15 protein-coding genes and 1 pseudogene are annotated in these 19,454 nt (G+C 61.1%); 10 read left to right on the top strand and 6 right to left on the bottom strand.

Annotated features, from left to right (window positions below; genetic code table 11):
• The first annotated feature begins 13 nt into the window (after positions 1-13).
• The gene (locus KDD17_RS17435; RefSeq protein WP_212706316.1) at positions 14-3,913 is read left to right on the top strand and encodes a beta strand repeat-containing protein; all 3,900 of its coding nucleotides are present in this window, start codon (positions 14-16) and stop codon (positions 3,911-3,913) included.
• Positions 3,914-3,981: 68 nt separating this feature from the next.
• Here the strand turns inward: KDD17_RS17435 and KDD17_RS17440 are convergent, their stop codons facing one another.
• The 3 genes from KDD17_RS17440 to KDD17_RS17450 form a co-directional block, all read right to left on the bottom strand.
• Complete coding sequence (locus KDD17_RS17440; RefSeq protein WP_212706317.1) at positions 3,982-4,479, bottom strand: hypothetical protein; 498 nt, start codon at positions 4,477-4,479, stop codon at positions 3,982-3,984.
• A gap of 407 nt (positions 4,480-4,886) precedes the next feature.
• Positions 4,887-5,672 (bottom strand): hypothetical protein, encoded by a 786-nt coding sequence (locus KDD17_RS17445; RefSeq protein ID WP_212706318.1) that lies wholly within the window; start codon positions 5,670-5,672, stop codon positions 4,887-4,889.
• Positions 5,632-6,321, bottom strand: coding sequence for a DUF4123 domain-containing protein (locus KDD17_RS17450; RefSeq protein WP_212706319.1), 690 nt, complete (start codon positions 6,319-6,321; stop codon positions 5,632-5,634). Before KDD17_RS17450 ends, KDD17_RS17445 begins: the two co-directional genes overlap by 41 nt.
• 192 nt (positions 6,322-6,513) lie before the next feature.
• Between KDD17_RS17450 and KDD17_RS17455 the strand changes: the two genes are divergently transcribed.
• The 3 genes from KDD17_RS17455 (at position 6,514) to KDD17_RS17465 (ending at position 9,307) form a co-directional block, all read left to right on the top strand.
• Positions 6,514-7,278, top strand: a complete 765-nt coding sequence (locus KDD17_RS17455; protein WP_212706320.1) for a GAD-like domain-containing protein — start codon at positions 6,514-6,516, stop codon at positions 7,276-7,278.
• A gap of 242 nt (positions 7,279-7,520) precedes the next feature.
• Positions 7,521-7,853, top strand: coding sequence for a hypothetical protein (locus KDD17_RS17460; protein ID WP_212706321.1), 333 nt, complete (start codon positions 7,521-7,523; stop codon positions 7,851-7,853).
• The gene (locus KDD17_RS17465) at positions 7,850-9,307 is read left to right on the top strand and encodes a T6SS phospholipase effector Tle1-like catalytic domain-containing protein (protein WP_212706322.1); all 1,458 of its coding nucleotides are present in this window, start codon (positions 7,850-7,852) and stop codon (positions 9,305-9,307) included. The genes KDD17_RS17460 and KDD17_RS17465 overlap by 4 nt, the downstream gene beginning before the upstream one ends.
• On the opposite strand, the gene KDD17_RS17470 is transcribed toward KDD17_RS17465, so the two are convergent.
• A complete protein-coding gene (locus KDD17_RS17470; RefSeq protein ID WP_212706323.1) occupies positions 9,277-10,290 on the bottom strand; it encodes a DUF4123 domain-containing protein in 1,014 nt (337 codons plus the stop codon). The two genes, KDD17_RS17465 and KDD17_RS17470, sit on opposite strands and share 31 nt — an antisense overlap.
• Before the next feature lie 115 nt (positions 10,291-10,405).
• Here KDD17_RS17470 and KDD17_RS17475 point away from each other — a divergent pair, with 115 nt between their 5' ends.
• From KDD17_RS17475 to KDD17_RS17490, 4 genes are read left to right on the top strand one after another with little or no spacing between them, the layout of a single operon-like run.
• On the top strand, positions 10,406-11,233 hold the full coding sequence (locus KDD17_RS17475; RefSeq protein ID WP_212706324.1) for a DUF4123 domain-containing protein: 828 nt from the start codon (positions 10,406-10,408) through the stop codon (positions 11,231-11,233).
• A gap of 11 nt (positions 11,234-11,244) precedes the next feature.
• Entirely contained in the window at positions 11,245-11,436 is a 192-nt protein-coding gene (locus KDD17_RS17480; protein ID WP_212706325.1) for a hypothetical protein, read from the top strand.
• Positions 11,433-12,743 (top strand): hypothetical protein, encoded by a 1,311-nt coding sequence (locus KDD17_RS17485; RefSeq protein ID WP_212706326.1) that lies wholly within the window; start codon positions 11,433-11,435, stop codon positions 12,741-12,743. The genes KDD17_RS17480 and KDD17_RS17485 overlap by 4 nt, the downstream gene beginning before the upstream one ends.
• Positions 12,744-12,745: 2 nt before the next feature.
• Complete coding sequence (locus KDD17_RS17490) at positions 12,746-13,525, top strand: hypothetical protein (RefSeq protein ID WP_212706327.1); 780 nt, start codon at positions 12,746-12,748, stop codon at positions 13,523-13,525.
• A gap of 31 nt (positions 13,526-13,556) precedes the next feature.
• Here the strand turns inward: KDD17_RS17490 and KDD17_RS19295 are convergent, their stop codons facing one another.
• Positions 13,557-13,820: a PAAR domain-containing protein gene (locus KDD17_RS19295; protein ID WP_212706328.1), complete on the bottom strand. Its 264-nt coding sequence runs from the start codon at positions 13,818-13,820 to the stop codon at positions 13,557-13,559.
• Positions 13,821-13,824: 4 nt separating this feature from the next.
• Entirely contained in the window at positions 13,825-15,882 is a 2,058-nt protein-coding gene (locus KDD17_RS17500; protein WP_212706329.1) for a type VI secretion system Vgr family protein, read from the bottom strand.
• Positions 15,883-16,161: 279 nt separating this feature from the next.
• On the opposite strand from KDD17_RS17500, the gene KDD17_RS17505 reads away from it, so the two are divergent.
• Together KDD17_RS17505 and KDD17_RS19300 are read left to right on the top strand one after the other, a co-directional pair.
• On the top strand, positions 16,162-19,326 hold the full coding sequence (locus tag KDD17_RS17505; RefSeq protein WP_212706330.1) for a calcium-binding protein: 3,165 nt from the start codon (positions 16,162-16,164) through the stop codon (positions 19,324-19,326).
• Positions 19,307-19,444, top strand: a pseudogene (locus KDD17_RS19300) (calcium-binding protein); the annotation flags it as partial. The gene KDD17_RS17505 and the pseudogene KDD17_RS19300, both read left to right, overlap by 20 nt.
• Positions 19,445-19,454: the final 10 nt, after the last annotated feature.

Below are 19,454 nucleotides of genomic sequence, written 5' to 3' on the forward strand. Positions count from 1 at the left end.
TATCTCGGGTGCGTTGAACGTGGATGCGGGCGAAGTCACCAACTCCGGAACCGCAGTCGCGGGCGCTACGACCGTCACCGGCGGCGAGTTGATCGTGAACAACGCTGGCGCGCTGAACGGGGCCGCCACCGTCTCGGGCGGGACGCTCGACATCGACGGCGGGACTACGGCCGTGATTGAGAACACCGGCGGCACGGTCGAGATCGGCGGCGGGAAGGTTGCCAGCCTCGACAACACTTCCGGGACTGGGACGCTCACGGCGGGGAATATCGCTGGCGCATTGAACGTGGATGCGGGTGAAGTGACGAACTCCGGCACCGCAGTCGCGGGCGCCACCACCGTCACCGGCGGCGAGTTGATCGTCGATGGGACGGGCGCACTGAACGGGGCGTCGACCGTATCGGGTGGCACGCTCGACATCAACGGCGGGAGCACGGCGGCGATCGAGAACACGGGTGGGGCCGTGGAGATCGGCGGCGGGACGGTTGCCAGCCTGGACAATACCTCGGGCACCGGCACGCTCACGGCGGGGAATATCGCTGGCGCATTGAACGTGGATGCAGGCGAAGTGACGAACTCCGGCACCGCAGTCGCGGGCGCCACCACCGTCACCGGCGGCGAGTTGATCGTCGATGGGACAGGCGCGCTGAACGGAGCGTCGACCGTATCGGGTGGCACGCTCGACATTGACGGCGGGAGCACAGCGGCAGTCGAGAACACCGGCGGCACCGTGGAGATCGGCGGCGGGACGGTTGCCAGCCTCGACAACACCTCTGGGGCGTTTGTCATGTCGGCGGGAACGGTGATGCAGGGCGTCCGTATCGTCGCAGGGTCAGCGAATATCGCTGGCGGCACGATCGGTGGTGATCTGGAAATCGCCAGCGGCGACGTCACGACGACCGGCGGAACGGTCGAAGGTGCCTTGTCGCAAACCGGCGGCGCGCTGGCCCTTGGTAGCGCCGTCGTCGGTGATGTTACGGTGAGCGGCGGAACGCTCGACCTGAACGACGGAGCAGTCGTTGGCAGGTTGAGCAACGCCGGTACGGTGCTTTTCGATGGTGGTTCTGTTGGAACGGTCGACAATTTCGGGGCCTTTTCGATCGCGGGAACGCGCAGCGTGTCGGGCGATTTCAGCAATGCAGGAACGCTTGATGCGACAACTCCGGGCGCGGACACCCTGAACGTCGGCGGCGCCTTTACGAGCAGCGGCGACATTCGCAACGATGCGGAAACTGGGCTGACCATTATTTCCGAGACGATTACCATTGCGGAGGGAGCCACCTTTGGTGGCGCACAGTCAATCGACGGAACGCTTGTCCTTGATGGTGCAACGACGCTTGCGACAAATTCCACCATCGCGGGCGACGTGACCGTCACCCAAAGTCTTTCCAACACAGGGCAGACCGGTGTCTCGGGAAGTCTTACGCTGACGAACGATGCTCTGGACAATACCGGTGCCCTGAGCGTCGCGGAAAATGGCCGCATTTCCGGCGTTTCGGTTCTGACCAATCGTGACGGTGGACAGGTGGACATCGCAGCCGGAGGCAGCATCGCGACCGGCAGCACGATTAACGATGGCGCGGGTTCCGTACTGCGCATCACAGGTGCCCTCACAACCGACTCCGGCGTCTTCAACCGGAACGGTGGCCAGCTTGTGACCCTTCAGGGGGCCGATGTTTCCGGCCAGATCACGAATGATGCGGATCTGGACCTTGCCGGTGGTCGCACGGGAACACTATCCAACGCGGTTGGCGGGACGACTGACGTCAGTGCAGATACGACCGTCCAAGGTTCTGTTGTGAATGCGGGCCAACTTGATGTCACCGGAGGCACGCTTACGGTGACAGAGGGCCCGGTCACAAACCTCTCCGGCGCGGCATTGACCGTGGCACGGGATGGCACACTGGGAAGCGGATTGTTGAACCGCGCCGGCGCCACCGCAACCCTGGCTGGTACGGTCACGGGAAATGTCGACAACCTGGCCTCGGCCACGCTGACCGGAGCTGGCGGCCGAATTGCGGGCGCGCTGCGCAATCTGGGCACGGTCAATGTCGCCGACGGTGAACCATTCGCCGTCGATGGTGGACTTGCCAATCTTGCCGAGGCAACGCTCGTGCTTTCTGGAGGGCTCGACGGCGCTGTCGAGAACTTTGGGACTGTCACGCTTGGCGATAGTGACGCGGCCATCACCGGTGCTTTTGACACCAACGGCGATTTGACGGTGACTGCCGGGCAGACCCTGGATGTTGGTGGCGGCACATTCCTGCAAAACGGCAGCACCAATACGATCGATGGCACCCTCAGCGGGGCGGTGCGTGCAAACGCCGGATCAACCTTGCGCCTGGGGGCAGACGGGATTTTGGGCAGTGCCGGGCAGCGCGTTGTCAACGCTGGCGCCGACGTCTTTGCGATTAACGGTACCGTGTTGGGGACCCTTGCCACAACCGGTGGTTCGCTGACGCAACTTGGCGACGGTGCGGTTCTGGGAGGGCTCGACAGCGGCGGCGGCACATTCTCGTTGCAGGACGGAACGGTGGGTACCGTGGTACGCATTGCGGGCGACGCGCGCTTTGCCGGGACCATCGCGTTTGACGCCGATCTTTCGACAGGCTCAGTCTCAAGCGACCGGATTGACGTGGGCGGCGACCTGTCTGGCGAGAACGTTACGCTCAGCTTTGCCAACATTGGCGGGGATTCGGGCGACATCGACGGCTTGGTCCTGTTCAATTACGAGGGCGACAATACGTTGTCCTTCGGCACGATTGAGGGAACGCCAGAGTTCGGCCGATTTGAGTATTTCGTTCAGGACAACGGGGCTGGCAGCATCACGTTGCAAAGCCAGGTCAATTCGGGCATCGCGAGCCTCGCGGCGACGGTTGGCCTGACCCAGACACTGGTCGGTGCGGTGATCAACCGGCCCACGCCACCCTTTGTTACCGGGCTTGCGGACGATCCGGGTGAAAGCCCCTGCGGCGGCGGCGGGTGGGCGCGTCTGACCGGCGGCCAGGCAAACGCGGAAGGGGATTTCCGCGACGTACGCCGTGGGTCCGGTGGCCGGACACCGGTCGATCTGAGCTATCAGGGCATCCAGCTTGGCGGGGATTTTGCTTGCTTTGATGACCGCTATTTCAATGGCTTCGACATGGCATTCGGCGCGGTCGGCGGCTATAACCGCGGGTCGAGCGTCAACGAAGTGCGCACGCTTGATCCGCTGACGGGTCAGGCCACCGGCCCGCTTGGATCGGTGACGAACACGGACTTCACCCAAACCTACGGCGGGATCTACGCCACCGCATCGCGTGGACCGCTGTTCGTCGATTTGCAGTACCGGCTCGAGACAACGAAATACGACTCGTCGAACATTGAGCTTATCCCCGGCGCTGCCTTTGATCTGGACGATCAGCGATACGAAACCAAGGGGCAGACCCTATCGGGAGCGGTCTCCTACTCCTGGCCGATCAAGGCATTCGAAGGGATGAGCTTTGTCGGGTCGGCCGGTTTCTCTTTCTCGAATTACGAGACAGACGAAATCGACCTGGGAACGGACGGCAGGCTGGAGCTGGCCGATGGCGAAGCGCGTCTGGGCTTCATCAGCGGAACGGTTTCGCAAACCAAATTCCTGCCCGACGAAGTCAGCCTGATCAACTATTTCGCGACAGCAACCTACTACAACGATTTTGGTGATGATCCGTCGGCGGTCTTTACCGACAATCAGGGCCGTGCGAACGAAATTGCGCTGTCGAACCTTGGTAGCTACGGAGAGCTGAGCGCGGGCCTGAACTATGTCCGCCTGCTCGATCCCGTCGGCACCGTATCGCCGCGACAACTGAACGCGGCAATCCGGATTGATGCCCGCACGGGCAGCAATGTCGAAAGCTGGGGTGTCACTGGCCAGGTTCGCCTGCAATTCTAGCCCCGGCACAGAAACGAAAAAGGGGGCCTGCTGGATCAGTAGGCCCTTTTTTTATTCCCGACGGTTTTCTAACGCCAGGGATTCCCCTGGTCCCGCAGGTTTGCGAGAAAGGTTTCCCCATGTCCCTGCATGGGATCCTTTGCCGTGGAGGATATTGGAAAGACACGCTTGATCTCGGCTATTTGCACACGGGAAAATTCATGCGGATGGGGCAAGACGGGATCAACCGGTGTCGCAAAATCGTTCAGCACGTGCTCAATACTGCGCCAGTAAACATCAGGCCAGCCGCGCGCGGCGAGAACTGCCGGAATGATCTGTTCCTGCGCAAGCAACTCTCGCAAGCGTATTGCCGACAAGCGCACGACTTTTGCGTATTCCTCAAGCGCAGGCGCGATCACATCAGGATCCTGCGTCAGAAGACGCGCGCGTTGGGATACCGCCAGCGGACGCTTTTCTGTCAGACGTAAAACGACATCGTGGGAAAATTGTTGGATCCTTCGCGCGTATGGATCACTGAGTGCGAGCACCCCATTGAATGCCGCCACCCTTTCTTCAAAACTGATCACGGATCACATTCCCCACGATTTGCGACGCGGCTCGTCCCCGGTCGGCCCGGTTCAGCACCGCTTTTGCGAGCGCCACCACCGTCGGTAACGGCAATCGCTGGGCGTTTGATACAGGTGCGGTCATCCTACCGGATTGCTCCTTAATACAGGCGACGGGCCCTGTCGGAGCATCGTACACAAATTCGTGCTGCGCATTCGGCCCGATCAAGGTTACTCCTTCGGCGAGAACCGTGCCGTCCGGTTGGCGGTTCCGCAGTGTCTGCATCAGATAAGACCGCGTCTGTGACTGAATTGCCATCGGTGCATTCGCGGCGCAACTATCCAAAATTGCCAATATCGCACAGCAGCTATGCACATCATTTCCGCTTTGCGGGGCCTTTGCGACCTGCGCCCGGTCATATCTTACGTCAGCCGCCCGGCTGCTTCAGGACCCCTTCGCCCAACCGCCCGGAAAGCGTTTCGATCAACCGTGCCTCGATACCCTCCGAAGCATCCTGAAAGAGGGCGAGGAGCTGAGCATGCGCAGGGTCGTCCAGGAAAAACGGGGTCCACAGACAGGCGATGGCAGTGTGCGCCGCACGGTGATACGTCGTACCCGCCGCTGGCAGACCGTGATGATCCTGCTGATCCTCGCACACCCGGCGAAACCGCGCACGCGTTCGCGCATCTTCAAAATGCCAACCCGCATCCGCGTCGTGTCCGCGGCGCACGTGGGCGCGCAGGTTCGCGAGGACCCGCGCCAGACCCGCATCTTCGGTGATCGCACCGTGGTCGGCCCGCGCCTTGAGACCTTCTTCGAACCGAAGCGCGCGCAGGGCCGGACTGCGGTCTTCCGCACCCAGCGTGCTGCGCGCGAGCGCCACGTTGCGCGGATCCCACATGACCCACCGCCCGTAAAAGAAGGCAATCGTCGCAAGGCGCGCGATATCGCTCTTGCGACGGAATCCGACCCCCGCAACATCCTCAAGGATTGCCTCGACGCTGGCACTTACGGCATCCGCGTCGGGGTCTCCCAGCCGACGCTGTTGCGCCGGTGCGGTCTCACGCAGCGTTCTGGCAAAATCCCGAACGAACCGCCGCTCCACCACCTTGTCGAGCGACGTTCGGTCCTGCGCGCGCAAGGACGGTTGCGACGGCCCCTGCGGGACAGGCTCAAGATCGATGATCGTGGCCGCGTCGCCCACCGGCGCCACAACCCGGCGCAGACACGATGGCCCCGCCAGAAGAAAGGAGAGGCATCCGTGCCGAGCATAGTTTCAACGGCCGCAGGCTCCCAAAATCGCTGATAAAACCAGCCCCCTGCTCACCCCGGATGCGGGTATAGCGACGCAGGTGCTTGTGGACGTCCTCAAGGCGCCCCCGTGCGCGCAGAAAAATGCCACCGTCCAGACCCCACAAATGCCAGGACGCGTCGGAAGCGGTGAATAATTTCGCGGTGAAGCTGCTGGTTTCGTCCAGCGCCACAAGCCAGGGGGCGACCCCGTTCATCTCGTCAAAAATCTCACCCGTGAAGAGGCACAGATGCGGCAGACCCGATGTTTCGAGCAGTTCCGGCAGATCCGGGATCCGCGCCGCGTCAAGCACAGCAAAAGTGCCCAGAGGCGGCACGCTATCCCCTCCAATTTCCCCAGTTTCGGCTGGCAGAGGCTTGGGCTGGTCGAACAGGGGGGCCATCAACGCGTCCGGTGCGCACACCCGCCCGCTCAGCGGTGCATTGGCGGCCAAGGGAGTGATACCGCCAATTTTTCGCACCACAAAGACGGGCGCCGTGGACGGGCTGGCCGCCTTCTGTTCCTGCGTCCAGATATCGTGCCTTTGATCTGAGGGCGGCATGCCGGACATGGGTAAAACTTCATCGCTCTGAAACGGTTGCGTGAAGTGTACTGAATTCGGGGCAGAACCCAAGCGCATTCGCCGCAAACGGCCCTGTGTCTTGCGGTATCCGTGCGTGCAACCTTGCGAGACACGGATCCGATCTGTCGGCTTTTCGCACCCAGAAAACCGTGCTAGCGTCGATGCATAGCGGGGTTATTCATGGCAACTTACAGCGCAATGCCCGACGCCGAGGCGTCGATCGACAGGATCCTGTCCGAGCGGGGTCCGCTGGCCCAGGCGCTTGAGGTGCCGGAGAAATTCATCACGCCAAACTTGGGGCGGGTCCCCGCCATCATGCTCGATTTCTGGGCAAAAGCCGGTGTTGGTGATCTGGCGGACGGGATGCTGCGCCTGTGCCTGCCACGCGAGTTGGAGACCGAAATTGCCCAGCTCTTTCGTAATGACCCTGATTTCGGCTTCCCGATCCTGCCGGAAGGCGTCGAGAAAGAGGAGACACAGGCCGATACCGAACCGCGCATTACCGATGTCCACGCGCTGGCGCATACCGCTTTCGGAAACCTGCTGCTCTGGAGTGAGCGACACGGGCTTGTGCATGTTGATATCGTGCAGGGCCTGGTCGAGGCCCCCTTTCTCTTTAATCCGGAAGCGGCCCCCGCGCCCGACCGCGCGGCCCTCGATTTCATCCTTGGCGCCGATCCCTTCATTCTCGATATGGACGACCGGGATCAGCAGCCGATGTTCGACCGCGCGGTGACCAAATTCGGGCCCATGAAACGGATGTTCATCTATGCACCGGGGCCCGCCGCCACGGGCGATCCCATCCCAGACGTCGACGACCTCTTCCCAGCCCCCTACCCCGAATGGCTGGAGGAGCGCATCATGACAAAACGCTTCACCCTCGTGGATCTCGCAACAGGTCGGTTCGATGTGCGACCGATCGGCGCGCGAAAGCTGCGCCCATGATCCGGGCCGCGGTATTTGCCTTGGCGTTTATCCTGTCTGGGTGTCTGGCAAAGACGCCCGATAACCTGGTTTTGTCTTTTGGCACGTACAGCGCGGTCCCCGTGATGCTGGTCGATTTTCGGATCAACGACAGCACCGGCGGTGCCTCTTTGCCATCGGTGCACTCCAGCAAGGCGGATCAGCGGCAAATCCGGACTTCGGGCAGAAATCTTGGGGCGTGGCCCGGGGGCAGGACAGCGCGTGTGGAGGCGGTCTGGGTCGAGCTTTTGAGCAATCGCGCGTATCGGGCAGATGTCACGCTGGATGCAGGTGACCTGCCCCGCACGGCATCACTGGGGGAGACGGTCGAGCTCAAGGTGATCTTCGGGCCGCACGGTTTGTTGGTGATCGGCGGGGAGCGCACCGAGGCGAACCCCCAACCGATCGATCTGGAAATGATCTGCGGGGCGCGCAGCCCCGCCAATGACCGTGACTACTCCAAAAACCCGCGCGAATTCGCGGGATTGTTCGAAGCTTACTCGGACACTTATCCGCCCGTATCCCCCCAGACCCACTGCCCGGAGCCGCGCGCATGAGCACACCATCCGTCAGCCAGCAAGCCGCCGCATCAAACCAATCCTCGGGTGCGGCCGGGACGGCGGGCAATACTGCCGCGACCTGCCCCGCTACCAAGCTGGAAATCGGCGTCTTTTTTGACGGGACGAACAACAACACCGCAAACGTCGCCGCTGGTGAGCGCGGCGAGGGCGCGGGAGGCGCCAGCTATGACAACGGTCGCTCGAACGTCTCGCTGCTCAGCGATCTGTACAAACGCAAATCCGATGACTGGGAACAGGACGGGACGGGATACTGCAAGAAATTCGGCCGGATTTACGTCTCGGGCATCGGCACCACGGATAACGTGAGCGATTACCGGCCCGACAATATAGCCGGCGCCACCTTTGGCACCGGACCTTCGGGGGTGGAAGCACGCGTGTTTCAGGCCTGTCTGGATCTGGGTCATCTCATCACCCAGCTATCAGGCGGCAATGAACCCGAAGAAATCACCGTGGACGTCTTTGGTTTTAGCCGGGGTGCTGCGGCGGCACGTTATTTTGTCAATTGTTTCCGCCAGGGGTTTATCAAATACAACGCCGTCGACTGGAGTATCTGGCGCGGCATACACATCGACGAAAACGAGGCGTCAGTGCCCGAGGGGCGCAATGTCGTCTTTCGCTTCGTCGGTATCTTTGACACGGTCGCAGCCATCGGTTTGGGCACCAACGACGACAACGGCCCCGTGAATGTGCACTGCAGCAGCGCACAGGCCGAAATGATCTATCACCTCACGGCGGCAAACGAATACCGCGAGAACTTCCGTCTCAATCACAACAAACCGGGCGGCGGGCAGACGCGCGAGCTTCCGGGAGCGCATTCGGACGTTGGTGGAGGCTATAGGGCCGGGCCGGAAAACGTGCTTTTGGAAAGCGCACAAGATCGTACTTTTCACAGTCGCGCCCAAGCGGAGGCCGCACGGTCCGTCGATATCGCCGCCGCCCGGAAGGCCCAGACCGCGCAAACCAGCTTTTGGGTCAGCGAGGGCTGGATCGAGCCCGGCAATCCGTCTGGCGCCTTGCAGAACATGCCCACAGAAATCGTCGAGCGGCGCGTGCGGGGCGTGACCGGGTTGATGCTGGGCGCGCATACCTACACCTACACGAATTCCCTGCGCATGCAGCGCGACCATGTGAAGGCCGGCCTCAACACAATTCCGCTTCGGATCATGTACAACAAGGCAATCGCGCAGAAGGTGCCGTTCAAATCCTTCCCATCGGGAAGCCTGTATGCGCCCCCTTCGGATATGCCCGCTGGCGTGGCCGCGCGGATGATTTCGGGGGGTGAACCCACAGAGGCAGAGCGCCGCGCGCTCTTGCAGGGGTGGGGGCATATTTCTTCCCGGCGCGATTCATTCATCGACAGGCTGGGTTTCGCGCCGGACGTAGGCTTTCAGCGCGTTATCTATCCCAACGAGCCGGGCAAGGCGAAGTGATCCCGCTCGAGCGTATCCATACGCTCGGTTATCAATTCAAAGCGTTCCTCCACCGATAGCGGCAGCGCCATCAGGCGCGCAACCTCGCCTTTGGGATCGCGCGCGATGAAATCCACACCGAAATGCAGCGCCCACGCGCAAAAGGTGAAAAGCATATCGCGCCGCCAAAACCCGGCACCGACGCAGGCATCAACCGTTTCGTGCACGATCGGACGCAAATCATCTCCCGCGGCTTTGGCCTTGTGAGGAAAGGTTTGTGCCAGCCGCTCTGCAAGCGCTTGTCGGTCGCGGCGCCATTGCAGCGCACCGAACGCCTCAACCTCCTCTTCGGTAAGCGCAAAACGGCCGCGCGGCGGCGGCGGCGGGTCTGGCAGATCGACGGGCACTGCGCACAACAACTCTGGCCCGTCCAGCCAGACCGGAAAGAAAAACGCGTCGATCCCCGCCGGTGCGCCGTGCGGACACATCCACCGCACGACAGTCTCAGACCGCTCAGCGACGGTACGGAAATAGACCGCCGCCGCTTCAGGCTCCCAAAACCGAAAGAAGAAGTTTCGCTCGTGCGCGTCCTTTACCCGCATGAAACGGCGCAGATGTTGACGCAAGACCGCGATCTCAAGCTCCGAGCGCAGCAGGATCCCTGCCCCGCGCCGCAACACGCCGTGAACCCCGGCGTGGTCGCCTTCAACATCGCACAGCATCCGGTAAAGCAATGGATTCTTCGCATCAAACGCCACAAGCCAGGGCGCGCTATCCCCCGCCTCCTCGGTCATGCGTTCCGAGAATAACGAGTGATGCGCGACACCCAGCGCGGCAAGACGTTCGCGCAGCCCGTCGATCCGCCCGGCGTCAAGCACGGCAAAGATCGTATCGCATTCGCCGAACAACACCTGTTCAAGCGCGGGCGGCAGCGTTTTCTCGACACCGGGGCCCGCCGGCAGCGGCAGGGTGACCGGTTCCGATGAAATCTCCAGTCGGCTCATCCGCGCTCATTCCCGTCAGCTTGCTTAACCATCCGCGCAGCCTGCCGAAAAAGCGACCCCGGCGCAACGGGTTGGAATGCGTTTGTCGTTTGCGGCCCGGTCCTATTACCGCATAATGTCAGACGACAGCGTCCAGCCTGAGGCAGTGATGGATTACAACACAGATCCCTGGGATCCCGAGGCCCGCCGTAAGGAGACGGCCACTGACGCGCCGGACCTCGACGTGCGGGTGGTTCCGGATGTCGAACCCATCGCCCTCGCAGACGCAACGCGCACGCAGGCTTGCGTGCCGGTTGCGCTTCAAGACGCGATTTTTGGAACACGCACAGCGGCGCGCTTCAGCTTTGCCGTGATAGACGGGGCCAAGATCGACGGCCTTGCCGAATTGCTTGAGACATCGGGCCTGCCGCATCGCTGCCTGTACACCAAAGACAGCGGTTTGCAGGATGTAGCCCCCTGGCTTGTCGAACTCCACGATGGCACGCCCTTTGTACGCAGCCTTTTCACCGTGGGCGACGCCCCTTGGGCGCTTTGGGGGCGTGGTTGGGGAACGGTGCTGCGCAGCGCGATGCCGCTCGACGCACTCTACGCCCATCTTCGCCACTTTACTCAGGTCAGGCTCGATGGTCCCAAGCCCGTCTTTTTCCGTTTCTGGGAGCCACGGGTCATGGCGCGCTACCTGTTCAATCATCACGACACAGCCCGTGAAAATCTGCTGGCCCTGATGGGGGAGGGAGAGATCATCTGCGTGGATTGGTGGAACGATATCGCCGTACACGCGCAAGCGCGCGTTGCCGCGGAGAGGCCGCGCCACTGGCCTCATCTGCGAGAGGATCTGGATCGGATCCGGCTTCAGATCTACTGCGAGACCCTGACCGATGAGCTGGGCGAACGCGTCCCCCGCTGGGCGATATTGATAAATCCGAGCGGCTTGAAACAGTGACGGATCTGGTCATGGCGGCCCGGCAAATGGGATGGCGTTCGGAAAAATCGGTTGAGCGCTATTGCCTTGCCGCGATCCTGCTGGGCACACTGCCCCAGCAGGATCCGCGTTTCGACAAGGTCCTCAACAGCGACAAACACGAACTTGACCGCTCGCGCTTGACGCTCAAACTTGCCATTGACCTCACGGGGGAAAGCGGATGAATGCAATCAATTGCGACGACAGCGAAGCCCGCTGCGCAGAGGGCAACCTTTTTCGCTTTAACGGCGAAGACGCGAATTTCACCGTAGAGGGTTTGGTGAACGGACAATCGACCGGTCCACTGCCCCACGGGGAGCGAATGATCCTGCCCAATACCCTTGCCGGAACAACCAATACACTGGCGGTCCGACTGCGCGGGACCACGCATAACATATGCAATCTGAATGATTTCAACATTACATCCCCGCAGGATGTCGGCGTTTTGATCAGCGAAGTCGGTCCAAACACGCGCGGCGGTGGCGGCGGCGGGACAGAAGAGGATCTGCTCGTCTGCGAAATTCCGGCATCCCTGGAAAGCATGATCACGCAAGAGGGCGATATCGACATCGACACGGCGCCAAATGACGTGTTGCTGCGCGTCGCCTCCGCTATTCTGATTGTCCTCGAAGTCGTTGATGAGGCCACGCTGACGCAATCGCTTTTTGATGCAACCGATGGCTATGTCGATCTGCGCATGACCGGGACGGACGGCGCGCCTGCGGTGGCCGAGGCGGTTCAGGCCCTTGCCGGACGCAACGGACGCGCGGCGCTGCGTGCCATCGTGCAGGGCGGTCAGGGTGCGCTGCGCGTGATGCGCAACGGCATCGGGTCGCTGGTCATCGTCGCCCGACTGAATTCAGGCATTTCGCGCCAATTGGCGGTCGGTGTTGCCGCCGGCCTGGCGCGGTCACGGTTGTCGACAGTCGTTGCGGGCACGCGCGGGCAGATAGGTGCACCCGGCACCGCACCCGCCATGTCGCGGGTGCCCGTCGTGGGGTTTGTGATCGTGGGGACCATCAACTTTTTGCAATGGTACGAAAATCCCAGCTCTCGCGGGGATTGGAACCGTTTGTTCAGCATGCTGGTGGTCGACGGGACTGCATTGGTGATCTCGACCGTGGCTGCGAACATGGTCATCGGTGGCTTGATCACAATGCTGGGGGGCGCCGCGATGTTGACCGTTGGCACGGGCCTGCTGGTTGTCGGTGCGGGACTGGTCGCCGGGCTTGTTGTCGGGGCGATCGTGACCGCCGTGGCCCGACACTTCGGTCTCGAAGATCAGTTTTACAAGCTGATGGGAAAAGTCAGCAGCGGACTGGGGGCAGTGGCCCAGGGCGCGGTCGAGATTACCGGCAGATTTGCGGATACGCTCGGCCAGATCGCCGATGACCTGCGCGAAACCGGTGGCGAAATTCGGCGCGAGTGGAACAGCGGCTGGGGCCAGGTCAGACGAAATCTGATGAGCGGGCGCGGCAGCGGATTATTCTAGCGATGCCGCTTCGGCACCTTCTCAGGACACGTTTCGCGCTTGGCGACCCGCCGGAAGCGATCCCCCCGATCTTTCGCTGGCAGGTTTTGGTCATGGTGCTGATCCTGCCGTGCTATTTCCTTGCCTCACTGACGCAACTGGCCCAGCCATTCGCAGTATTCACCGATGCAGCGCCGCCGATTATCCGGGCGGCATCCGTGATGGGCACTGTCTTGTTGACGATCGGGGGAGTGATAGCGTGGGCCCTCGTGCTCGCCCGGCGCGCAATCGGCATCGGTGCGATGGTCGCGATGATGCTGTATGTGGGGCCAATGATTGCGGCCCTCCTGATCGCCCTTGTCCCCATCGGATCGCTGACACTGCTTGCCGGAACGACGTTGGTGATCGCGTGGTCCGTCCGCGCGCTCTTTCGGGTCAACGCTGGCGTCAGCGCACACACGCTTGAGGCGCTGCGGGCAGAAAGGCTCCGCGTCGGAGCCGATGGACACCCCGAATTCGTTCTGGCCGCAATGGTGCCGGGCGGCGGCAGGATCGCAACTGCCTTTGACGGATTGCGCAGCCCCTTTGCAACGGTCTTGGAATTCGCAGGGGTTGCGCTGGTGGCGGCCACCGGGTTTGCGCTGGTGCCTGTCGCCATCGCCACGGATTTTGGTCAGCGTGGCCTTATTGCGCCACTCTTATGGGGGCTTTTATTGGCCATCATGCTGGGCGCACGTGGCACGGTAAATCAATGGCTCTTGCTGGCCCGCGTCATGGCAAAGGGTCCAATACTCCCGGAATGACCATCGCGCGCCACCGCCGACGCCACGCGGCTCAGGGCAAGACCTTGGCGGTCGGGGACCCGGTAATGATAACGCCGCCATGCGATGTGGTCGATCCAAGGTAGGCCACCGGCTTTCCATCCGCAGTCGCCATTGATGACCCTTTCACGATGGTCGCTCCGCAGGCGGTCTTGTCCCCCACCCGCGCCACGGGGAGCTGATCGCACGTGGATTGCGGGCTGCCCTTGATGATAGGCGTCACGATCTTGCAACGGGGACAGACGTGTTTGTCAGTCACGCGGGCAACGGGCAGCATGGCGCTACTCCTCTTTCTGGGTCAGGCATTCCTCGACCAGAGGCAACGCATCGCGCGCGGCGCCCTGCAACGTCGGAACCTGGGCGCTGCCGCCCCCGCCCATCGATACCGAGCCCTTGAGATTGATCCGCGCAGCCTCAAGCGTGATGCCGCTGCCGTCGATGGTGATCTTGCCACCCGGACCCTTGATCGTAAACTTTTCAAAGGCCATCAGCGTATGCTTGCCGGTGTTGTTGGTGATGGACTGCGTCACGTCGAGCGTGGATTTACCCAAAACGGTCTCTTCACGGTTGCGTCCGACCTGCACGATATGGTCGGCAAAGATATCCTGTTTGTGGATGTTGCCCACATTGTGCACGTGGTCCTTGCCGTATTTTTCCTGCTGGTTGCGCTTGACCTCGTAATAGACGTCCTGGCCGACGGTCTCGCGCTGGTCACGGCCCACGTTCATCGTTTCATCCTGGCCCACGACCTGACTGCGGTCGCGTGCGATGGTGTTACTTTCGTCCCTGCCGATGGATTTGCGACGATCGTTCAGGATTTCGATCTCCTGATCCTTTTGGCCGTGCATATAGATCAGCTCTTCATCGCGTAGATCCTCGAACATCAGCTCATTGAAACCGCTGCCTTCGTGTGTATCGGTCTTGAAGGTCGAACGTGTCTTGTTGGCCGGTAGATCATAGGGCACCGGGTTCGCGCCGTTGTAGACACAGCCCGTGACCAGCGGTTTGTCGGGATCCCCCTCAAGAAACTCGACCACGACCTCCATGCCGATGCGAGGGATCACCATTCCGCCCCAGCCGCGCCCGGCCCAATTCTGGCTGACACGGCAGCGCATCGAATAAGCACCGTCAAGATCCCAATGAAACTGCACGAGAATCCTACCGTATTCATCGCAGTCGATCTCACCGGAGCCCACGACGACAGCCGTTTGCGGGCCGTGCACCAGCGGCACACGGGTGCGCCGTTCGGGGCGCATCGGCGCAGTATCGGGCATCAGCACATAGGATCCTTCGTATGCCTCTTCGCCACCTTTCGCATCGCCCGAGCCGTAGGCCTGTGCGCGGTAGATATGCTGCGCCCGCAGACACAACATACGCTGTCCTGTCACGCCCGGGATCGTGTCACCCGTCGGCGTGACACACCAACCCGCGCCAAGGCTCGCAACATCACCTTTCGCAAGATAGCGAATCGCCTGTCCTGTTTCAGCCTGCACGCGGGTATTGACGACGCCGCGCCCCTCGCTTTGCTTGAGGTAGTCGCCCGGCCAGTCGAAGCTTTCGATCTGGCCCTGTGCGTGCGTTGCCTCACCGACCTGATCGACCTCTTGCGCAGCGTGTGGTGATTTGAAGTTATATTCTGTCAGCCGTACTGCACCCGTGGTCAGGCGCGAACCGCCGCGGAAGCCGTCAAAATGCTCCTCATCGTGCATGTGATAGCCTTCGACGCCGTAGTAGGGTCGGTTGCCGCCGGAAACATCGGGCTGCTGGCTCACACGGTCCGTCAGGACAAGCTTGTGATTGCCGTTCTCATGCACCCAGTGCCAGGTGATGCCAAACCGCTCCATCTGGCGGCGGGCAAAATCCGCGTCGCTTTCGTTGTATTGAACGGTATATTCGAGGGTCGGATAGTCATCGGTCAATTCCAGCTCAAGATGAGGATTCCCCAACTCGGCATAGACGCCAAGAAGCTCCTTGAGGATCTGATCTACGCTCATCCGGTGAAAAATCCGCTGATTGCGGCGCAGGCCCGCCACATGCAACCATGGCCGAAGAACAATGTCGTAGCGGTTGCCGTTTTCGTCCATCCCGCACCATTGCGCGGCGGTGACAATCCCGTCGAAATAGCGCTGCCCACCCGCAACATCCATCTCGATCGTTGCGTGTGTGCCGAGCAATGCGTTGAGATCGACATCGGGATCGGCGGATAACGCTTCAACCGTCCAGGTAAAATCGCCCGACAACTCCTCGTGCCCATCCATACGAAGCAATACCAGCGTGTTGATCGCCAGTGACGTGGTCAATCGCGCGCGGCGGTTTTCCTGAATAAAAGGGACGTTCATTCGGTATCTCCGAATTAAAGGGCATGGTTTCGTGATCAATCTATCAAGGAATCGCAGGGATGTCGCCCCCGTCAAGCGTTAGGTTGGAAACCTTGTTAGAACTTCGCGCCCCGTTTGGCGAAAGCCCGGCGCAAAGCGTCTCGAGGAACCGTAGCGACCTACCTCTTCCCAGTTAAAGGGTGGCAACAGCTTACATCGACTTTTGCCTATTCACCGTGTGGCTTCAGGGAAAACTAACAAACCTCTGATAGCTGCCAAAGCCCTGAAAAAGTGGCTTGGGTGAAAAACGTGGCAACGCATATCGTTACATCGTCAAATTGGAATAATCCGGCGTTCTGGTCTGGGATCAATCAGTCGACCGCGGGGCACACCCTTGATTTTGACAGCCTGCCCAGCAATTTCACGGTCAATCTTGATCAGGCGACCGGTAAGTTGACGCTGTCGGATGGCACCACGACCTTTGTGGTTGGAGAATCCGGGGTCAGCGGTGTGGATGCCAATCTTGGCGGTGCAACGCTATTCGATTTCTTCACGATCCTGAGCGGCACGCTCGGCGATGATACGCTGCTCGGAACCGCGGGGAATGACATCATCAATGCCGGGTCGGGCGATGATACGGTCCTTGGCGGGCTGGGGGATGATACGCTCGACGGCGGTGCGGGGGTGGACCGCATCTTTGCCGGGGAAGGTGCCGACAGCGTGGATGGCGGCGCCAATGCCGACCTTATCACTGGCGACGGTGGTGCCGACTTTATCAAGGGCGGGAGCGGCAATGATACACTCTTTGGTGGTCAGGACAGTGCAACCTCATCTGGCGGCAGCGACGCGCCCTCGCTGAGCTTCGGCGTCTTTCATCTGGGCTACGCCCCCGAAATGGACACCACTGACGGCAACACTGTCAATGAGAACGCCGCCGCGATCCTCGGCACATTCGGCAGCGCGCAAAACGCGCTTTACCACAGCCTGCAAACCGCCGTTGCCTCCGATACGGACGGCAATACCTGGATAAACATCGGCGATACCGAAACGGCCGAGACGATCACGATTGACGGCACCGCCCGTGAGATTGACGTCGCTTCATTCTACGACGCGACCGTTACCTTCACCGACGGAACCACAGGCAATTTCAACACTGTCGTCCTTCAGACGACTGACGGGCATCTCTACATGATGCCTGAAACCACGAACAACGCCGATCACGCGCTTCTGACCAGCAAGCCGATTGAATCCGTTACACTGGATGCGGTTTCTGTCAACTATACCAATGTGTCTGCCACCCGGATGGACGGTAACTATGCCCTGCCTGGCGATACCGATACCTCAAACGACACCCTTGAGGGTGGGTCCGGCGACGATGTGCTCTACGGCGGGGGCGGCGACGATGCGCTTTATTCCAACCTTGGCAACGATACCATGTACGGCGGGGATGGAGATGATTATCTCCAGTCGGGCTCCAGCACAGGTACCGCCGCTTTCGGTGAGGGCGGCAATGATCTGTTCAATATCTCTGTCGGTTTGCAGGACGGCGGTGATGACGACGACATTTTCCGCGCCATCTTTGGCTTCAGGGCAGCTACGATTGTAGGCGGAGAGGGCGGTACGGATTTTGACATCATCGACCTGAGTTCGGTTTCTGCGACACTTTCCGTCGACTGGACCGGCGCCGAAGCAGGCACAATCATCAGCGGCTCCGACACACTCACCTTTTCCGAAATTGAACGGATCACCCTCGGCTCCAACACCGATACTGTCGATGCGCGCGCCGAAACCCGTGGCGTCAATCTCGACACAGGAGCGGGCAACGATTCAATCCGCGATGGTCAGGGCAACGATACCATTTACGGCGGCGCTGGAAATGACCGCGCCACTCTTTTTGGTGGGCAGGGCGATGATCTGCTCGTCGATGTCGAGACCGTGTATGTCGAAGGTGAAGCCGGGAATGACACGATCATTGCCGGGACGGGCGGAGGATTCGTCGGGCTGGACGAGAACTGGAATCTCAGCTTTTCCGACGGCCAGAATGCGATCTCCAGCGATGGCACCTACACGCTTACGCTCACGGATGTGTATTCCTTCGACGCCTACGGAACAGCGAGCTTCGTCGATGCGTCCGGCGCAGGTCAGGGGATTTCCTTTTTTGCCTACGACGGGACGGATACAGTTGTCGGCTCGAACTTTGATGATCAGGTTTTCGGGTTCGGCAGCGGGTCGCTGAATGTCTCGGCAGGGGCGGGCAACGACGCTATCGACGGCAGCCTGAGCGCAGGGGACACATTGTCGGGTCAGGCAGGCAATGACAGCCTGCAGGGCTTTGGCGGCGACGATGTTCTGTCAGGCGGGTCAGGAAACGACACACTCGAGGGTGGGGATGGCAACGACCTTTTGGACGGCGGCGAGGGGGATGATATCGTCAACGCCGGGGCGGGCGATGACACGGTTCTGAGTAACTTCAGCAGCTTCGACGGCAGCACTGACGACGTCTACGACGGTGGCAGCGGCGTTGACACATTCACCATCGGCGGCACCGGGACGGACGGCTTCAGCTATTCGATCAACCTCGAAACCGGTGCGGGAAGCTACGGGAACACTTATCTTAACTTCGAGAATGTGACCGGCGGGTCCGGCGATGATACCTTCCTCGGCACGTCCGATGACAACATCCTCATTGGCAACGGTGGCAACGACATTCTGCTTGGCGGAGACGGGGCCGACACCATCGCGGGCGGCGACGGGGACGACTATATCGAAGGCGGCGCAGGCGATGACTTTCTGACCACTGGCCTAGGTCAGGACACGCTGTTGGGCGGCGACGGCAATGACACGCTGCTGAACTCTGACGGCGACGACAGCCTCGATGGCGGCGCGGGTGACGACAGTATCGTTGCCACCGGTGGCGAAGATACCCTGCGCGGCGGTACCGGGGCCGATACGATGGAGGGTGGCGACGATGCCGACACCTTTATCATCGAGGACAACTTCGGCAACGACGTCATTATCGGCGGCGAAGGAACCACGGACGGTACGGACCGGGATTTCGACATCATCGATCTGACAGCGCTGACGGGTCCCGTCACCGTAACCTACACCGGTGACGAGGCGGGCACGATCACTGATGGCACCCATACAATCACCTTTTCCGAGATCGAGCAGATCATCACCACCGATCAGAACGACAGCATCAATGCTGTCGATGACACCTCAGGGAGCTTTCTGGACGCAAGGGGTGGCGACGACGAAATTAGGGGCGGTCAGGGCAACGACACAATCCTTGGCGGATCTGGCCGGGATACGATCTCTGACGGAGAGGGCGACGACTCAGTTGATGCCGGTTCGGGCGATGACATTATTGGCGGTTGGTCCGGCAATGATACATTCGACGGGGGACGGGTAACGACAGTATCGAGGGGGCGATGGCGCCGACAACATTCAGGGCGGCGCCGGTGATGACCTTTTGGTGGGCTATGATGCCGCAAATCTCGGCGGGGGCTCAACCGATGTCGCGATAGATGATGGAGCAGCCGATACGATTGAAGGAGGGACAGGCGCAGATACCATTGCGGGGGGGCGTGGTG

The sequence above is a fragment of the Sulfitobacter albidus genome, from assembly GCF_018200035.1.
Lineage (GTDB): Bacteria > Pseudomonadota > Alphaproteobacteria > Rhodobacterales > Rhodobacteraceae > Sulfitobacter > Sulfitobacter albidus.